Raw genomic sequence first — 16,455 nt, 5'->3', positions numbered from 1 at the left:
TTTTTTGCCCAAAGAATAAAGTTTATACCTTTAAATACCGATTCTTATTGCTGACAGGTATTAGAAGTATTCTACTTCGTATAATAAGGAATTGAGCCGTGGTGAAAAATAGTCACAGCGTGTCAGCAGGCGAGATGGCGGCACATTTGAGTGTGAACAAGACGCAGGTTCGGGTCGACCGACAGCTGGTTGTCGTAACCTGGGTGTTGATGTTGTATTCCCTGGCGTTGGCCTCGTGGCATGACACCTGGAATGCGGCACTTTGGATAGGCTTGCCGGCGGCGCTGGTGCCAACAGCTTTGAGTATATTGGTACCCGGTAGTCAGGCCATGCGTGTGTCCATAGCCACCAGTTTTATGGTGTTTTCGGGTCTGACTATTCACCAGGCCCACGGCATGATCGAAACCCATTTCATCATCTTTGCCCTGCTTGCTTTTCTGCTCGCCTATCGTGACTGGTTGACTGTTGTCGTTGCGGCGGGCGTCATCGCTGTGCATCACTTGGCATTTAATTATCTACAGGTTGCCGATTTTGGTGTTTTCGTGTTCGAACAGAACACAGGATTTGGCATCGTGATGATTCACGCGGCATTTGTGGTGTTTGAAACTGCAGTACTGGTCTATCTGGCGCATCAGTCACAAAAAGAAGCGCAACAGGACGAACAACTGCGTTTACTGGCTGAAATGTTACAGGTGAAAGGTGGGGTGGTGGATTTGTCTCCTCGCCTTGACGGCCATACCGCTTTTGCCAATCGATTTAACGAATACATACACACGATTGCTGAAACAATTAGTAATGCACGTTCGACGGCAGAAAATGTCCTTGAGGTCACGCAGAACGCGGCTGAGATGTCTACTCGCTCAGCGGAAGGGGTAAAGCGTCAGCATCGTGAAGTTGACCTGGCGGCCACGGCGATAAATGAAATGGCTGCTACGGTACAAGAAGTGGCGCGTAGTACCAATGATGCTGCCGATGCGGCAGAAGAAGCGGCCAAGCTTGCAAAAGACGGCAGCTCAGCGATGGGTAGCGCATCACAACGTATTTCTGAGCTGGATCGCGAAATACAACGTGCCTCGGACGCGATGAAGATATTGGAAGCCGATAGCAACCAGATTGGAGCGGTGCTTGATGTTATTAAAGGCATTGCCGAACAGACAAATCTGCTCGCATTGAATGCGGCGATCGAAGCGGCACGCGCGGGTGAGCAGGGGCGCGGTTTTGCTGTCGTTGCTGACGAAGTACGCACGCTAGCCAGTCGTACGCAGGATTCCACTAGTGAAATTCAGACCATGATCGAAAAATTGCACAGCGGAACACGTCACGCCGTCAGTGCAATGGAGGCCGGTCAAAACCAGATGCAGAATACGCGTGAGGAAACTGAATCGGCGCGTTCTAAACTTGATGCAATTGTTTCTGCGGTTATACGTATCAACGATATGAATCGCCAGATTGCGTCGGCAGCAGAAGAACAGAGTTCAGTTTCGGAAGAAATCAATAAGAACGTGGTCAGCATACGCGACATCGCCGAGCAAACTGCGTCGTCAGCCATGCACAGCCAGGATGCCTTTAGTCGTCTTAATTCTCAGGGCGAAGAGATGCTTAATCTCGTGAATCGCTTCAAGACCGAATAGCGTTTTTTTCGCGTCGACGAGAGTTGGTATTCAAATAAATCAGCCCTGCAAATAGTAAAAATGGCAGCAATGGATCGATGTCACCGTTTCTTGTTGCTGCACACCCAAACCCACCACTGGGACTTTGCGCTGTTCCGCTAGCGTCTGCCTCCGCAGAGTCATTTCCACTGTAGATTTCGCTACTTGTTTCAGGATCGCTACTGGTGATCGATGGCGTGCTGGCCGGCAGGCTAATCTTTAGCGTGGCCGAGTTGTTCGGCGTCGGACCGCTATCGATGTTGTCGCCGCTGGCGCTAATCTCGATTTCGTATTCTGCGGCGACGTTTGCGCCGAGGGTTACGTCAACGGTCAGGCTTTCGCCAACGCCAAGTGAGTTGAGCGTGCACTGGACGTCAGTTTGAATTTCGCAGTTACCAGCGGAAATATTGATCGCATCGACACGCATATCCTGCGGTATGGTGGCGTTAACAACGATATTGGGCGCAACGTCAGGGCCGCGATTGATAATACTGAAACGGGTTGTGGGCGTTGACGTCTGAGCGCGTCTATGTGGTTTGCCGGATGGCGTGGGCAGAATTGCTACGGCCAGATCGCTACTGCTGGTGATGCCCGTCGGCGTCAGTACAAAAGCACTCAAGATACCGCTTTTCTTGCCTATACCAACGATCTGTCCACCGTTGTTTATGGCGTGGGCTCTTTCCAAATGCCAATCGCCCAGGTTTGCGGTGATCGGATTCAGATTGATGGCGATACTATCCTGCCATAGCACGGCAATACTGGTAGGCAGGCGCAAACGCCAGCCGACGATCTGGCCGCTGTCATTAATGTCATTTGCCCAGGAGGTAGCCGGATCGTTCGGCATCAGGTCTAGAATACCCGTCGCCTGTTGCCAGAGATAGGCATGGGCCACGCCAAAACAAAAACGCGTGCAGGAATTTGCATCGGTAAATCCCCCGCCGACGACGTCGCCGTTTGCGTTGAGTGCAGTGCCGTAGCTTGCAAAACCGCTGTTGTTCAAACTGCCTAACGGTATATTGTCGTTTACTGCTCTGGTGAATATGGCACGGTCGATTGAATCGATAAGTGAGGTGCCGACAACAAATCCATTATTCGTGTCTTCGGCAAGCTCGGCGACACTGTCGCTTAGGGCGTGAGGTGAATTCGTACTACTGGACCAGACAAAGCCGTGTTTTTGATTACTGCTATCGGTGTAAGTACCGACGATATTGCCGCTATTGTCGATCGCTGTGGCCTTGCCGCTGATTTGTCCGACGATGGCAGGAAAGGTTTCGCTCCAGCTGAGATCAGGATTTTGCGTCCACATTACTGTGACATTGTTAGTCCCAACCCTGGCCCAACCGACGACTTGCCCGACATCGTTTATGCCCCGCGCCTCATCCTGGCGCGTGGAATCCGTGTTCAAATCCTGGCGGCCATTGCTGCTGTCCCAAACAAAGGCCTTGAAACCACCCGGTGTAGGGACTCGGTAAGTGCCCACCACGACGCCGTTGTTATTGATATCAAACTTGAGTTTCTGTTCGTCGTCCTGTTGTAGCTTAGCGTTGGTCTCTAATAGCGGACCGAGATCTGTGACCGTGTATTGGTCGACGGCGTATGCCGAATTAGTGGCAAAAATGAATCCCGACAACACGGACCAGACTTTGACAGACATGAGAATTCTCTCGGGTGCGGAAAGCGCCCATTATTGCACCATGCCCAGGGGCAGACAATGTCGTGAAAAACCGAAGTGTTTTGTCCTTGTTAATAGCGACGCTAGCGTTTTTCGAGCAGCGCAATACGTCGAAACTTTGTGGCGGCGGGTTTGTGTGGGGTGTTGAGTTTGATCATCAGGCGCAATTCATTCGCCGAATCGGCGTGAGTAAGTGCTTCTTCATGACTGATCAAGTCTGCGCAGACCAGCTCGAACAGGGCATGGTCCATTAGCTTCATACCCAACTCGGTGGACTTCTGTATCGCTTCTCGCAGATAAGTAATCTCGCCCTTGCGTAACATGCTTGCCACCAGCGGGGTGTTGATCAGCGTTTCCACGGCGACGTGACGGCCTTTATGATCGCTGGCCAGGACCAGACGTTGCGCGGCAATCGCACGCAGGTTCAGAGACAAATCCAGCAATACCTGTGCGCGATTATCCTCAGGAAAGAAACTCAATATACGTTCGATGGCCTGGGTGGTGTTGGCCGCATGTAGCGTCGCAACGCAAAGATGCCCGGTCTCCGCAAACTCCATGGCCTGTTGCATCGTCTCACGACTGCGAATTTCACCGATGACAATCATATCCGGCGCCTGGCGCAGGGTATTGCGCAAGGCGGATTCATAACTCTCGGTATCGATGCCGATTTCACGTTGGGTGATGATGCACCCCTCGGGCTTGTGAATAAACTCGATAGGGTCTTCGATGGCGATAATATGCCCCTGACTATGACGATTGCGGTGTTGAATCATCGCCGCCAGGGTGGTGGTTTTACCGGTGCCGGTGGCGCCAACGATGAGCACCAAACCCTGTCGATACATCGCCAGCTCGGCCATAGTCGGTGGTAGCCCCAGGCTTTGCAGATCCGGGATCTCGGTTTCAATGCGGCGCAAAACCATACCCAACTGGGTTTGATGGCGAAACACATTCACACGAAAACGTCCGGCGTCGGGCAGGCTGAGGGCAAAATTCGATTCTGAGGTGCGTTCGAAATCGCGCTTTTGCAGCGGCGTCATGGTGCGCAGAATAATATCGCGTGCTTGTTCCGCAGACAGACTGGTGGTCGAGACCGGCGTGAGTTTGCCATCAATTTTGAGACTGGGTGGGAAACCGGCGCTGATAAATAAATCTGACGCGCGGCGTTCCTTCATAAGTTTAAGCAAGGACATAAAGTCCATTGGTGATACCCCGAGTTTTCCCCAATGAATTCCGCGCTCTGGCGCGATATTTTTTATTGAAAGTGATCTTTATTGGCCGCCGACGCGCGTGCCTCGGAAGGCGCGACGATGCCGCGGCGTACCATGTCATGCAATGTCTGATCCAGCGTCTGCATGCCCAATTGGTTACCGGTCTGGATCGCAGAATACATCTGCGGGATCTTGTTTTCGCGTATCAGGTTACGGATGGCTGGTGTACCGATCATGATTTCATGTGCGGCCACGCGTCCCCCACCGACTTTTTTCAGCAGCACTTGCGAGACGACCGCGCGCAAGGATTCGGACACCATCGAGCGCACCATCTCTTTTTCACCGGCCGGGAAGACGTCGATGATACGGTCGAGGGTCTTGGCCGCAGAACTGGTGTGCAGGGTACCGAAAACCAGGTGACCGGTTTCGGAGGCGGTCAAAGCGAGGCGTATGGTTTCCGGGTCACGCATCTCACCGACGAGCACTACATCCGGGTCTTCACGTAGGGCGGAGCGCAATGCAGTACTGAATCCGAGGGTGTTACGGTGCACCTCACGTTGATTGACGATGCAGCGCTTACTGGTGTGTACGAATTCGATCGGGTCTTCTATCGTTAAAATATGGCCATAACGGGTTTCGTTGACATAGTCGATCATGGCCGCGAGTGAAGTCGATTTACCCGAGCCGGTTGGGCCGGTCACCAGTACCAGTCCGCGAGAATATTCGCAGACATCTTTAAACACTGGCGGGCAGCCTAACTCATCCAGGGTGAGGATGCGCGTGGGTATGGTACGAAAGGCTGCGCTGGCGCCGCGATACTGATTAAAGGCGTTTACCCTGAAACGGGCCAGGTTCGGAATCTCGATGGAAAAATCGGTCTCCATGAATTCCTCAAAATCTTTACGTTGTTTATCGTCCATAATGTCGTAAATCAGGGCATGGACTTCCTTGTGATCCAACGGCGGCACGTTGATGCGGCGGATATCGCCGTCGACACGGATCATGGGAGGCTCGCCAGCAGAGAGATGAAGGTCAGATGCCTGGTTCTTAACACTAAACGCGAGCAACTCTGCTATATCCATTTGAAATCCTTAACGGGTTGAAATGCTGAAGGAAAAGACCATATCGACAAAACGGCGCCACACAAAATTAGCGGCTGGGCCGGTGTTTTTCTTTAGTATGTCCAAGGGTATGATGTGGGCTGGAAAAATGAAAGGAATTAAGTGGTTTCGAGCATAGCGAGCAAGTTGCAGGCGGTAAAACAGCGTATTGAAACAGCAGCGCAACAGGCCGGGCGCGAGCAAAACGAGATACAGCTGATTGCGGTGAGCAAGACTCACCCGGCGGAAGCCATTCGTGCCGCATATGAAGCAGGCCAACGGGTATTCGGTGAAAGCTATGTTCAGGAGGCGCTGGACAAGATTGCGCAGTTGGCGTCGCTGAATATCGAGTGGCATTTTATCGGCCCGATACAGTCAAACAAAACACGCGCGATTGCCAATGCGTTTAATTGGGTGCATAGCGTTGATCGACTGAAGATTGCGCAACGTCTCAGCGAACAACGTGCAGAGGAACTTCCTGCGCTGAATATATGCGTGCAGATCAATATTAGCGGCGAGTCTACTAAATCCGGGGTGTCAGTGGATGAGTTACCTGCACTGGTGGAAGCAATAGCACTACTGCCACGTCTGCGCTTGCGCGGATTGATGGCGATTCCACAGCCGGAAAAAGATGTTTCGAAGCAAGGCCTGCCATTTGCGCAACTACGGCAGTTACTTGCTGGCATCAATGAGCAATGCAAACTACAAATGGACACTTTGTCGATGGGAATGTCTGATGACATGGACGTAGCGATTGCAGAAGGTGCGACCATGGTGCGCGTCGGCACCGACATTTTTGGTCAGCGAGATTATCGTCGCTAAACCTGCGGTAAATCGACAGCAAGTGATTTTTCAGCGAAATTCTAATAAAGTGGCACACCAGTCGGGAGAATGAAAATGAACAAGGACAACATCGGTTTTATAGGCGCGGGCAATATGTCAGCAAGTTTGCTCGGTGGATTGATAGCCGATGGCGCTGATCCAGGTAAGCTGTGGGTGTCAGATATCGACAACAATCAGCTCAACAAATTTGAATCTCGTTTTGGCGTGCGCACAGTTGTCGATAATGCGGCACTCATTGATAAGGTCGATGCAGTGGTGCTGGCGGTGAAGCCGCAGGTGTTTAAAGATGTCGCCAAACAAATTGCTGGTGCAGTCGAGAAGAGTCAACCGCTGGTGATTTCTGTCGCTGCCGGAATACGCACTAAAGACATGCAGCGTTGGTTAGGACAGAATGTTGCTATCGTGCGCACTATGCCGAATACGCCAGCATTGGTGCAGACCGGCGCGACGGGTTTGTTTGCCAATCACCTGGTCAAATCCGAACAGCGAATTTTAGCGGAAAATATTATGCGCGCCGTAGGCGTGGCGTTGTGGGTGGAAGATGAATATCAAATGGATATCATCACTGCCTTGTCGGGTAGTGGTCCTGCGTATTTTTTCTATGTGATGGAGGCGATGGAAAGGGCGGCCAATACCTTGGGATTGTCGGAATCAACGGCACGGTTGTTGACTATACAGACAGCGTTAGGCGCGGCCAAGCTAGCCATGGAAAGTAGTGATGAGCCAGCAATTTTGCGAAATCGTGTGACCTCGCCAGGTGGGACGACAGAACAGGCGATTAGAACACTACGTGAAAACGGTCTGGAAGAGATCTTTAGCAAGGCGCTAAAAGCCGCAGCGGATCGCGCAGCGGAACTGGCGCAACAGTACGGAGCAGATTGATGGGAAATTCTTATGTGAGCAATGCGGGCATCTTTTTGGTGCACACCATATTTGGTTTGCTGCTATTGGTGTTTATGTTGCGTTTGTTGATGCAACTGGTGCGTGCAGACTTTCATAATCCTGTTTCACAGTTTATCGTCAAGGTTACCAATCCTGTTCTACGGCCGCTGCGTCGTTTCATTCCCGGTTTGTTCGGTATCGATATGGCGTCGGTATTGGTATTGATCGTATTGCAATATCTTGAGCTGTTTTTGACCATGGTATTGCTTGGTGCACAAGCCTCGCCCTTGGCTACACTGGCGGTGAGCGTGGTGGAGTTACTCGATTTTACGCTCAAGATATTCCTGTTTTCCCTGATTATTCAGGTCATACTCAGTTGGGTTAATCCCCAGACCTATAATCCGGTGGTAGGTGTTTTATACGCACTCAACGAGCCGCTATTGCGACCGGCACGGCGTATGTTGCCACCCATTTCTGGTTTTGATCTTTCGCCACTCATTGTGGTGGTGTTTCTGCAATTGACGAATTTTCTGGTGGTCGCGCCATTATTTGATTTCGCGAAGTCGCTCAGCTGATATTTTTACGCCCGAACGAACAGTAGTTGTAAGTGCTTGAATAAGGCCAGGAATGGTTATAGTCAATTTGTGCTAATAAACCGACGGCGGTGGACGATATTACGAGGGTTACAGTATGGTAATTTTTGCGTAATTTCGAATGAGTTCAAGACTAATTATAAGAGCCTCACATTTACTTGCATCCTTATATAGAGGGATGCAGGCGTAATGAATCAGCGACTAAAGTGGCTCCTCATTTTTTCTCTCGTGACAACCACCGTGGTGGTTGCGTTCGCCTATCTTTCATTTGATGCTACCCGCGAATCAGGCGTTGAAAAACAACTTACGGTGCTTAGAGGGCTGCTGTCCAACACCCTGAATGATATCGACAACACGCTCACGCAAAATGGCGATATCAATGAGCTTATTGAGCGAATCGAGGCCAAGGAACCGGAAAATATCTATTTTTACGTCCACAGTAACGAAGGCACTTTGACCTATGTACTGTCGCCATCCAATGAATTCCCCAGCCTGTATTCCTTTATTGGTGACCAACGGGAAAACGGTCAGCAGGTAATCAACGACAAACTCTACACCTGGTTTAATACACCGGTTTCTTCTGCGAATTCCTACATCACGGCGGTGTATGTCGAAGACGCAAAAGAGGCCTATTCCTTTATGAAGGAAATGGGCGTGTCGCTGGCTTTTGGTACATTGATGGTGGTTTGGTTGTCGGCGTGGCTGGCGATGTATGTTGCCGGGTTGTTGCGTAAGCTCGGACAACAACGTGATGCGCTAACGCATCAATCCATGCACGATTCCTTAACGCTTTTGCCTAATCGCAAACTATTACTGGATCATCTCGATCAAGCCATTGCCATGGGTAAGCGTAGTGATCGAGAGCATGGCGTGTTGTTGGTGGATCTTAATGGTTTTAAAGACGTAAACGACGCCCTTGGTCATCATTATGGCGACGATTTACTAAAGCAGATCAGTAGCGTGCTGACTTCCGTGGTGCGTGATTCAGATACCGTGGCGCGAATCGATGGTGATGAGTTTGGTATCCTGCTTTACGATACGGACGATTATGGCGCAGAGATTGTCGCGCGCAAGATCATCGACAAACTGGAACACGAACTGGTTGTGGGTAAGGAGCGATTTTTTATCTCGGCATGTATCGGTATTGCGATGTTTCCACGCGACGCCAAAGAAAGCGTTACCCTGGTTCATCACGCAGACAAGGCACTGGATCATGCCAAGATTTCCGGTCTGAATTTGTCTTTCTACACTGATGAAAATGTCGATGAACAAACCGAATTGATGCTGGTAGGCGAATTGCGCGATGCGATTGAAAATGACGCACTGACTCTTGTTTACCAGCCCAAGTATGATTTACTCCATCGTTCCGTAGTCAGTGCCGAGGCACTGGTGCGTTGGCACCATCCGAGTCGCGGTATTTTGCCGCCGATGCGCTTTATTCCGCTGGCGGAACGTACAGGTTTGATGGGGCGTTTGACGATGTGGGTGTTGTGGCGTGCGTTCCGTGATTTTGCCTACTTCTATAAGCGCGGACACGAGTTACATCTCTCTGTGAATTTATCAGTACAAAACTTGAATGATCCGCGTTTTGTCGAGCAAGTTATCGAACTGGTGAAAAGGACAAACGTGAATCCACGTCACTTTACCCTGGAAGTAACCGAAAGCGCTATCGTGCACGACACTACGCGCGTGTCGCAAGTTCTGACGAGTCTGCGCGACATGGGCTTCCGAGTTTCCATCGACGATTTTGGAACAGGTTATTCGTCGTTCGTGAATTTCAAGAAACTACCGATCGACGAAATCAAGATCGATCGCTCATTTGTGTATAACGCGGTGAATAATCAGCAAGACGCCTCGATTATCGAGGCGACTGTGAATGTGGGCCGCGCATTTGGCTATGGCATAGTTGCCGAAGGAATCGAGAACGAAGCAACAGCGGGTTTTCTGCGCCGCCTTGGTTGTCATATGGGGCAGGGATTCTTCTTTGCCAAGCCGATGGAAGTGGAACACTTTACCAACTGGCTGACACAGTTCCAGAACGAACAAAACGATCTGGACGCCGCCTCTTAAAGAACGCTGTCGTAGTCTATGGTTAACGGCGCGTGATCTGAAAACCGCTCTTCCTTGTATATCTCCACTGCTTTTACTTTATCTCTTAGCCCCGGCGTGATCGCATGGTAATCAATACGCCACCCGACGTTCTTGGCCCAGGCCTGACCGCGATTTGACCACCAGGTGTATTGTTCAGGCGCCTGATTCACCACGCGAAAGGCATCGACAAAACCGATAGGGCCAAATAACTGATCCAGCCACGCGCGCTCCTCGGGCAGACAGCCGGAGTTTTTCTGATTGCCCTTCCAGTTTTTGATATCGATTTCCTTGTGCACGATATTCCAGTCTCCGCAGACAATAAATTCGCGCTTTTTCTTGCGCATGGATTTGAGGGTTTCGGCGAAACGATCAAGAAAGCTGTATTTCACCTGCTGACGCTCGTCACCGGACGAGCCGGAAGGTAAATACAAAGAGATGACGCTGATATTGTCGAAGTCGGCCTGAATATAGCGCCCCTCGGCGTCCATATCCTCAAAGCCTTCGCCCAGACCCTTGGTGACCTTGTTTGGCTTCTGGCGGCAATACAACGCAACACCGCTATAGCCTTTTTTCTCCGCATCGAAGTAATAACAGTGATAGCCCTCGGGATAGTGCTCGGCCTGGGAGAGCTGGTCTTCCTGCGCCTTGGTCTCCTGTATGCACACCACGTCCGCATCCTGTTTTTGCATCCACTCAAAAAAGCCTTTTTTGGCCGCAGAACGAATGCCGTTGACGTTGGCGGTGATGATGCGCATGAGACTACCCCTGGTTCTTATTGAAGGCCGGCTATGATACCGAAGTTTTCCTCAGGGGTCATATTCGCTAGAATGGCGCCAACTCAAACGCGGGAGCAATCATGCGCGACTATCAACGGGAATTTCTCGACTTTGCCATACACACCGGCGTGCTGAAATTTGGCGAGTTCACGCTCAAATCCGGGCGTACCAGCCCCTATTTCTTCAACAGTGGCCTGTTCAACACCGGTGGCAGTCTGGCTAAACTCGGAAGATTCTACGCCGCCGCCATGGTCGACGCAGGCCTGCAATACGACGTGCTATTCGGTCCGGCATATAAAGGCATCCCGCTAGTTGCCGCTATTGGCATCGCCCTGGCCGACCACCACGACCGCGACGTGCCCTATGTCTTCAACCGCAAAGAAGCCAAAGACCACGGCGAAGGCGGCACCCTCGTCGGCGCAGAGCTAAAAGGCAAGGTCTTAATCGTCGACGACGTGATCTCCGCCGGTACCTCCGTGCGCGAATCCGTCGACATCATCAAGGCTCAGGGCGCGACACCGGCGGGGGTGATGATTGCCCTCAACCGCCAGGAAAAAGGCACCGGTGACAAGTCCGCCATCCAGGAAGTGGAAGAATCCCTGGGCATACCCGTGGCCAGTATCGTTAAACTCGAAGACCTGTTGAGTTATCTTGATGGGCATCCCGAACTTTCTCAGCATGCTGCGGCTGTACAAGCATATCGAGACAAATACGGCGCCTGATCCTCGCGAATTTGATCAAGCGGGCTCTGACTACCTGCAAAGTGTTGCCCTAATACGTGGGTATAAATCTGCGTCGTCTTGACATCATTGTGTCCGAGCATCTCCTGGACAGAGCGGATATCTGTTCCGTTCGCCAACATATGGGTCGCAAAGGAATGTCTAAAGGTATGAGTGTTGACGCGCTTATAGTCGATACCGGCTTGGCGAACCGCAATTTTTACAAACTTACGCACTACGGTGTAGTGCAAATGATGTCGACATAGCTCGCCGGTGTATGGATGTGCGCAAACCGCTACCGTATAGCAATTCAACAATCAAAAGATTACGCCCCGAAAGTTGATCGAGAATTTGCTTCACTTCAACCGGTGTCAAAACACTTGGCAGAATTCGCTGACGTGTCGCCAGTTGAAAACCAAGATCACCGAGTTCAATTTTTAGGTGTTTTGCATACAAAAAATTGAGTGCGTTCAACGCCGATTTCTGCGTATTGATCGCCACGTTTTTCTTGACGGCTAAAAACGTTAAAAAAGCTTTTACGCCAGCTGCGCCAACTTCACTTGGGTGTTTGTGCTTTATAAAACGTATGTATTGACGAGTCCATTCGAGATAAGTCTTCTCTGTTTTTATACTATAGCCACGCAAACGAATTTCTTCACGCAGAGCTGTCATAAATGGGCTAGCTTTCTTTTTCATTCTTTTTCCTTTCGATGTTTAAAGTACTGGTTGTATATACAGCCATCTGGATCAGATTTCAAGGCGCAAAATTTTTTGCGCTAGCCACGGCTTGATTTAGCCTTGATTGATTGGGGATTTTTATATTAAATGAGGGAGTTAGGAATTTAAGCGGCTAGATAGGGGGCGATCACCGTGTTGGGATAGGGGGAAAAACTAGCTATCCTGATTTTGGAACTAAGGTGCTCTGTTGGATATCCCTAGTTCAAACAATAAGTTGCTCGCAGATTATGATAAAAGATCGAGATATCTTAAGAAGGGGCTACTGATAAAAATGTTATATGCATGAGAGCAGTCGATGACTAAGTATATCGTAGTTGCAATAAGTTCTTTTCTCGTTGGATCCCTGGCATCTTTGCTGATTATTGTCGATTACGCAGGATATGATGTTTTTTCCGTTTACCACGGTGAACCCTACAGTCTTAAGCGTTCAATAAAGATACTAGACGCAAAGAATGACAAAATAATAGAGTTTCAAGAAGGCTTGGTTGTTAATTTAGTTAAAAGCTACAGTAGTCAAGCCACAGTATCTTTTGAGTTTATTATTGACTTAATTGATCTCGATACAGTCGCCGAAAAACAAGAGCATATGTTTCCTTATAGATACTGGCATGTGCAAAATTAGGATAGCATATAACCAGTCGCCTAAGGTCGCTATGCTCCCTCGGACCGCCTCCTACGTCGGCGGCCTCTTGGCTTAAACGTTAAGCGCGCAGGATAAATATTTCGATATGGGTGTTCTTATAGAAACCGGAGAAAGTAGTTGTTAAGTTGGTTGTCTGTGCGGAGTTTGCAAGCGTTGATGTGTATTATTTGTGCCGGTTGTTCGTTAGCGACTCCGTATAAGCCTCTGGGTAGCGTTGTTCCGGAGGGATACCGTAATGAAAAACTCGATGAGAAAACATTTTTGATAACGTTCGAGGCCAATCCGAACACATCAAAAGAATTAGTAGAAAGTTATTGGCATAGACGAGCAACTGAACTTTGCGGTTCAAATGCTTATATTTCGGAAATGGAAGTTAAAATGCGTAGTGGGCAATTTAGCGCAAATAAACGCAGTAAATACCCTTACGCAACAGGAACTGCTACATGCAAGTAAAGCGCTTAACAAAAAGACCAAGAGCATTCGCTGCGCTCATTCGGACGCTTCGCGTTGCTCAGCGCCGCTTGTCTTGGCGTTATGAGTATATATGAGCGATAAGATGCTACCTCAAGATGCTGAGTTGTTTCGTCGTGTAGAGGAGATAGTTCACTATGTATGGGATCCTATCGGAGTAAGAGGTATTCCAGAAGCGCGTGACGAATACTATAGCTATATGACAGCAATCTATGGCCGTGTGAAATCAGGAAATATTGAAGACATAGTTGAGTATCTTCGATGGGCAGAATCAGAAAATATGGGCCTCTCGTTTGAAAAAGAGAGAGCGTTTGATGTTGCTAATTTAATGCTCAGATGGAAGTCATATATCGATGAAAACTCATAACAAGGCGGCCCAGATTGTTCGCTATCGCTCACTGGGACGCTCGCTCTGCTCGCGCCCCTGGCCTTATCGTTAGAAGGCAGCCCGAACCATATGACGGAAGAAGAAAACTATATCGAATGTTGTACTCATGGTAAGCAGCAAGCTACTTTTGTGTGTCAGCACATTGTTCAGACATTGAGTGACGGAGAAGCAAGGGGTTTTTGGTGGGCCAATGATCCAGAGAACTCTAGGCCTGATGCATGGTGCTCAGCATGTGAAAGTATGGTGCAGAAGACAAACGGTGAATGGACTGACGATAGTGAGGAATTTGCCGGTGTAAAGCTGCTGTGCGGGGCGTGCTATGACATTGCGAAGAAAATCAACTTAGGTGAATAGAAATGGTGCTAGTTGTAAAGACAAGCCTTCTAACAATCAGCCCAAGAGCGTTCGCTACGCTCACTCGGACGCGTCGCTCTGCGCCGCGCCTCTTGGCTAAGCGTTATGCGTAAAGGAATATGGATAAAGAAGATAAGAAAAGGTTAAAGGAACAATTCAAGAAGAATGAAGAAGATGCATTAAGGGCCTCAATACCAATGAGTATTGAGGATTTAAAGGATCTTCTAAGTTATTTGAATCGCGAATCAGCCCCAGAGTGTGATCATACTCTTAAAGAGGCGATTGATTTTATTGAATCTCGTGAATTAGATAAAAACAAAATCATACCCTGGTTAATTGATCATGGTGGACATTGTGATTGTGAAGTTATTTACAATGTCTATGATGATGTAGGGGATATTGTAGGTTGGCATCTAGATGAAGACGCATAACAAGCGCATCTTGGCGGACAGGTTTTTCGCTGCGCTTCAAACCGGCCGCAAATGCGGGCGTTATGTGACTAAACAATATGGCTAGAATTATTTCTGAATATTGGTTTTTAACCCTTATCGTAGTTTTAATCTACTTTGCGGGAAATATTGTTTATGGTCCATTCGCATATATTTTTGTTGCGCTATTTTTATGGCTTGCGGTTAGAAAGATTCTTGTGTTGAAGAAAAATGGAAAAAAGTTCGAGCTATTAATTAATGTGTTGCTGGTTGTAATATTGTTAATAGCTCTTTCTTTGCCAATTTGGGGTAATCACCCAAGTATTGGGAATGATGAATATGGTAGGCCATATCCACGCCATTCTCACTATATTTGGGAATTTAATCATATACATTGATAAAGAAATACGTCAGACGCATTATTAAAATTGAGTAATGAACAGAGCGGAGACACATAACACGCCGTTCGTGGTGGACAGGCGCGGACAACGCGCCTGCCACACAACTGAACGTTAGTCGTATACGAAGATGAACAAACAACTACTCATTAAAATAAGTTTCCTAGTCCTAATCACAGCAAATGTAGTTTCTGTTGCCTGGTTCTGCGTAGAAGGCGGGTTTGAACCAGCGATTACGTCCTTATTAATATTTTCCGCCATTATGGGTTTGTTTGTTGAAAGGTGGATAGCTCAAAAAGACAAACGGAAAGAGCTACTATATTCTTTGGCGCATGAGCTATATCTCAATGTTGGCACGTTATATGACGCAAAATTTATTGCAAAAGGCGAGGAGCTGGAAAAGCCAGTAGTATTCCCGAGGCTAGTTGACTCCGTTGTAGACGCTTCCATTTCCTCAGGAGTCTTTATCGATTCAGGAGACAAAAAGCTTTTCAATTTTTTGCATTTATGGAGGAATATGGTTCAACAATTCAATCAAAGATTGATGGTAACTGAGCATGCAACTTTCGCAAACACATCAAAAGATAATGTAAAGCTTTGGAGAGGAAAGTTGTCTGAAGGTCGCGTATTGAAAGATGCGAGAAATTTATCGAAGGAATTTCTTTCGTATTTAGTAGAAAACTATAAAGATGAATCAGGAATCGATGAAAATACAATATTGTTTGAGGAACCAGGGGAGTAAACGACTAACAATGAGCTCTTGTTCGCCGCTATCGCGGCTGGGACTGCCTACGCTGCGCTTCGGCAGCCCCAAAGCTGAGCGTTAAATGCATAGAAGAATATGAACCAACTAGCTGTTACCGCAGATCTCGATGACCATGCAATTGGATTGAAAGGAAATCTTGTTGCTAACGGATTTACGGGATTTGGAGAGGGCTGGTTTAATCCAAACGATGTTTTTGAGTTTTGTGAAAGGCTTAAAGCTCTTGCCAGTACAGTCGATGGCAAGGCAGAGCTAATAGGTAGTCAGTCAAAATCTGATGGTTCGGAGTACTTGGAGCGATTTGGAATACGGTGCTATGTAATATCCAAAACAGGAATTCTGGGTGTTCACGTAACTCTTTCGGAATACCCTTATACTGATTGCCGTGTAGAAGAAATATCAAAAGTGTCGTCTGAGCTTAAAGTTGATATTCAATTGGCACTTGAGTTCGCCGAAGGGCTAAGAGATTTGGCAATGGGTGATTTGAAGAAGGTAGAGCTTGTTGGTCGAGAGTAAGCATTTAACAATCAGCTCTTGTTCGCCGCTATCGCGGCTGGGACTGCCTACGCTGCGCTCCGGCAGCCCCAAAGCTAGGCGTTAACTTTATAGTTTAAAGATTGCGTGTATTAAAAATTTAGATGTGAGAAACAAGTGTTAAAAAAAGCATTACTACTTTCGCTTGCATTAAGTTCATGTGCGAGTGTGAATGAGAGAACTGATGAGTCAGGAATATGGGTTG

At 48.5% G+C, this 16,455-nt stretch carries 17 protein-coding genes and 1 pseudogene; 13 read left to right on the top strand and 5 right to left on the bottom strand.

Annotated features, from left to right (window positions below; genetic code table 11):
* Nucleotides 1–101: 101 nt before the first annotated feature.
* Nucleotides 102–1,631 carry a methyl-accepting chemotaxis protein gene (locus OEZ43_00090; protein ID MDH5543955.1) on the top strand — a complete coding sequence of 510 codons (1,530 nt, stop codon included), beginning with the start codon at nucleotides 102–104 and terminating at the stop codon, nucleotides 1,629–1,631.
* Here the strand turns inward: OEZ43_00090 and OEZ43_00085 are convergent.
* The 3 genes from OEZ43_00085 to OEZ43_00075 all read right to left on the bottom strand — a co-directional run bounded on the left by OEZ43_00085 (nucleotide 1,618) and on the right by OEZ43_00075 (nucleotide 5,611).
* Nucleotides 1,618–3,303: a hypothetical protein gene (locus OEZ43_00085; GenBank protein MDH5543954.1), complete on the bottom strand. Its 1,686-nt coding sequence runs from the start codon at nucleotides 3,301–3,303 to the stop codon at nucleotides 1,618–1,620. The genes OEZ43_00090 and OEZ43_00085 overlap by 14 nt on opposite strands.
* Before the next feature lie 101 nt (nucleotides 3,304–3,404).
* Nucleotides 3,405–4,520 carry a PilT/PilU family type 4a pilus ATPase gene (locus OEZ43_00080; GenBank protein ID MDH5543953.1) on the bottom strand — a complete coding sequence of 372 codons (1,116 nt, stop codon included), beginning with the start codon at nucleotides 4,518–4,520 and terminating at the stop codon, nucleotides 3,405–3,407.
* A 53-nt stretch (nucleotides 4,521–4,573) separates the two neighbouring features.
* Entirely contained in the window at nucleotides 4,574–5,611 is a 1,038-nt protein-coding gene (locus tag OEZ43_00075; GenBank protein ID MDH5543952.1) for a type IV pilus twitching motility protein PilT, read from the bottom strand.
* Nucleotides 5,612–5,752: 141 nt separating this feature from the next.
* On the opposite strand from OEZ43_00075, the gene OEZ43_00070 reads away from it, so the two are divergent.
* The 4 genes from OEZ43_00070 (at nucleotide 5,753) to OEZ43_00055 (ending at nucleotide 10,017) form a co-directional block, all read left to right on the top strand.
* The gene (locus OEZ43_00070; GenBank protein MDH5543951.1) at nucleotides 5,753–6,451 is read left to right on the top strand and encodes a YggS family pyridoxal phosphate-dependent enzyme; all 699 of its coding nucleotides are present in this window, start codon (nucleotides 5,753–5,755) and stop codon (nucleotides 6,449–6,451) included.
* Between the two features lie 75 nt (nucleotides 6,452–6,526).
* Nucleotides 6,527–7,354: a pyrroline-5-carboxylate reductase gene (gene proC / locus OEZ43_00065; GenBank protein MDH5543950.1), complete on the top strand. Its 828-nt coding sequence runs from the start codon at nucleotides 6,527–6,529 to the stop codon at nucleotides 7,352–7,354.
* Nucleotides 7,354–7,929: a YggT family protein gene (locus OEZ43_00060; protein MDH5543949.1), complete on the top strand. Its 576-nt coding sequence runs from the start codon at nucleotides 7,354–7,356 to the stop codon at nucleotides 7,927–7,929. The genes proC and OEZ43_00060 overlap by 1 nt, the downstream gene beginning before the upstream one ends.
* Nucleotides 7,930–8,136: 207 nt before the next feature.
* The gene (locus OEZ43_00055) at nucleotides 8,137–10,017 is read left to right on the top strand and encodes a bifunctional diguanylate cyclase/phosphodiesterase (protein ID MDH5543948.1); all 1,881 of its coding nucleotides are present in this window, start codon (nucleotides 8,137–8,139) and stop codon (nucleotides 10,015–10,017) included.
* Here the strand turns inward: OEZ43_00055 and OEZ43_00050 are convergent.
* Nucleotides 10,014–10,793: an exodeoxyribonuclease III gene (locus OEZ43_00050; GenBank protein ID MDH5543947.1), complete on the bottom strand. Its 780-nt coding sequence runs from the start codon at nucleotides 10,791–10,793 to the stop codon at nucleotides 10,014–10,016. The two genes, OEZ43_00055 and OEZ43_00050, sit on opposite strands and share 4 nt — an antisense overlap.
* A 101-nt stretch (nucleotides 10,794–10,894) precedes the next feature.
* Between OEZ43_00050 and pyrE the strand changes: the two genes are divergently transcribed.
* Nucleotides 10,895–11,536, top strand: a complete 642-nt coding sequence (gene pyrE / locus OEZ43_00045; GenBank protein ID MDH5543946.1) for an orotate phosphoribosyltransferase — start codon at nucleotides 10,895–10,897, stop codon at nucleotides 11,534–11,536.
* On the opposite strand, the pseudogene OEZ43_00040 reads toward pyrE, so the two are convergent.
* Nucleotides 11,488–12,229 (bottom strand): annotated as a pseudogene (locus OEZ43_00040) (tyrosine-type recombinase/integrase). The gene pyrE and the pseudogene OEZ43_00040 sit on opposite strands and share 49 nt — an antisense overlap.
* Nucleotides 12,230–12,566: 337 nt before the next feature.
* Here OEZ43_00040 and OEZ43_00035 point away from each other — a divergent pair.
* From OEZ43_00035 to OEZ43_00005, 7 genes are all read left to right on the top strand, one after another.
* Nucleotides 12,567–12,893, top strand: coding sequence for a hypothetical protein (locus OEZ43_00035; protein MDH5543945.1), 327 nt, complete (start codon nucleotides 12,567–12,569; stop codon nucleotides 12,891–12,893).
* Between the two features lie 565 nt (nucleotides 12,894–13,458).
* The gene (locus tag OEZ43_00030) at nucleotides 13,459–13,752 is read left to right on the top strand and encodes a hypothetical protein (protein MDH5543944.1); all 294 of its coding nucleotides are present in this window, start codon (nucleotides 13,459–13,461) and stop codon (nucleotides 13,750–13,752) included.
* A 90-nt stretch (nucleotides 13,753–13,842) separates the two neighbouring features.
* Nucleotides 13,843–14,127 (top strand): hypothetical protein, encoded by a 285-nt coding sequence (locus tag OEZ43_00025; GenBank protein ID MDH5543943.1) that lies wholly within the window; start codon nucleotides 13,843–13,845, stop codon nucleotides 14,125–14,127.
* Between the two features lie 119 nt (nucleotides 14,128–14,246).
* Nucleotides 14,247–14,558 (top strand): DUF2695 domain-containing protein, encoded by a 312-nt coding sequence (locus tag OEZ43_00020; GenBank protein ID MDH5543942.1) that lies wholly within the window; start codon nucleotides 14,247–14,249, stop codon nucleotides 14,556–14,558.
* Between the two features lie 77 nt (nucleotides 14,559–14,635).
* Entirely contained in the window at nucleotides 14,636–14,953 is a 318-nt protein-coding gene (locus OEZ43_00015; protein ID MDH5543941.1) for a hypothetical protein, read from the top strand.
* A gap of 130 nt (nucleotides 14,954–15,083) precedes the next feature.
* Complete coding sequence (locus OEZ43_00010) at nucleotides 15,084–15,695, top strand: hypothetical protein (protein MDH5543940.1); 612 nt, start codon at nucleotides 15,084–15,086, stop codon at nucleotides 15,693–15,695.
* A 99-nt stretch (nucleotides 15,696–15,794) separates the two neighbouring features.
* On the top strand, nucleotides 15,795–16,232 hold the full coding sequence (locus OEZ43_00005) for a hypothetical protein (GenBank protein ID MDH5543939.1): 438 nt from the start codon (nucleotides 15,795–15,797) through the stop codon (nucleotides 16,230–16,232).
* Nucleotides 16,233–16,455: the final 223 nt, after the last annotated feature.

This window comes from Gammaproteobacteria bacterium (assembly GCA_029881255.1).
Classification (GTDB): Bacteria; Pseudomonadota; Gammaproteobacteria; order S012-40; family S012-40; genus JAOUMY01.
This window is presented reverse-complemented; position numbering and strand designations above follow the sequence as displayed.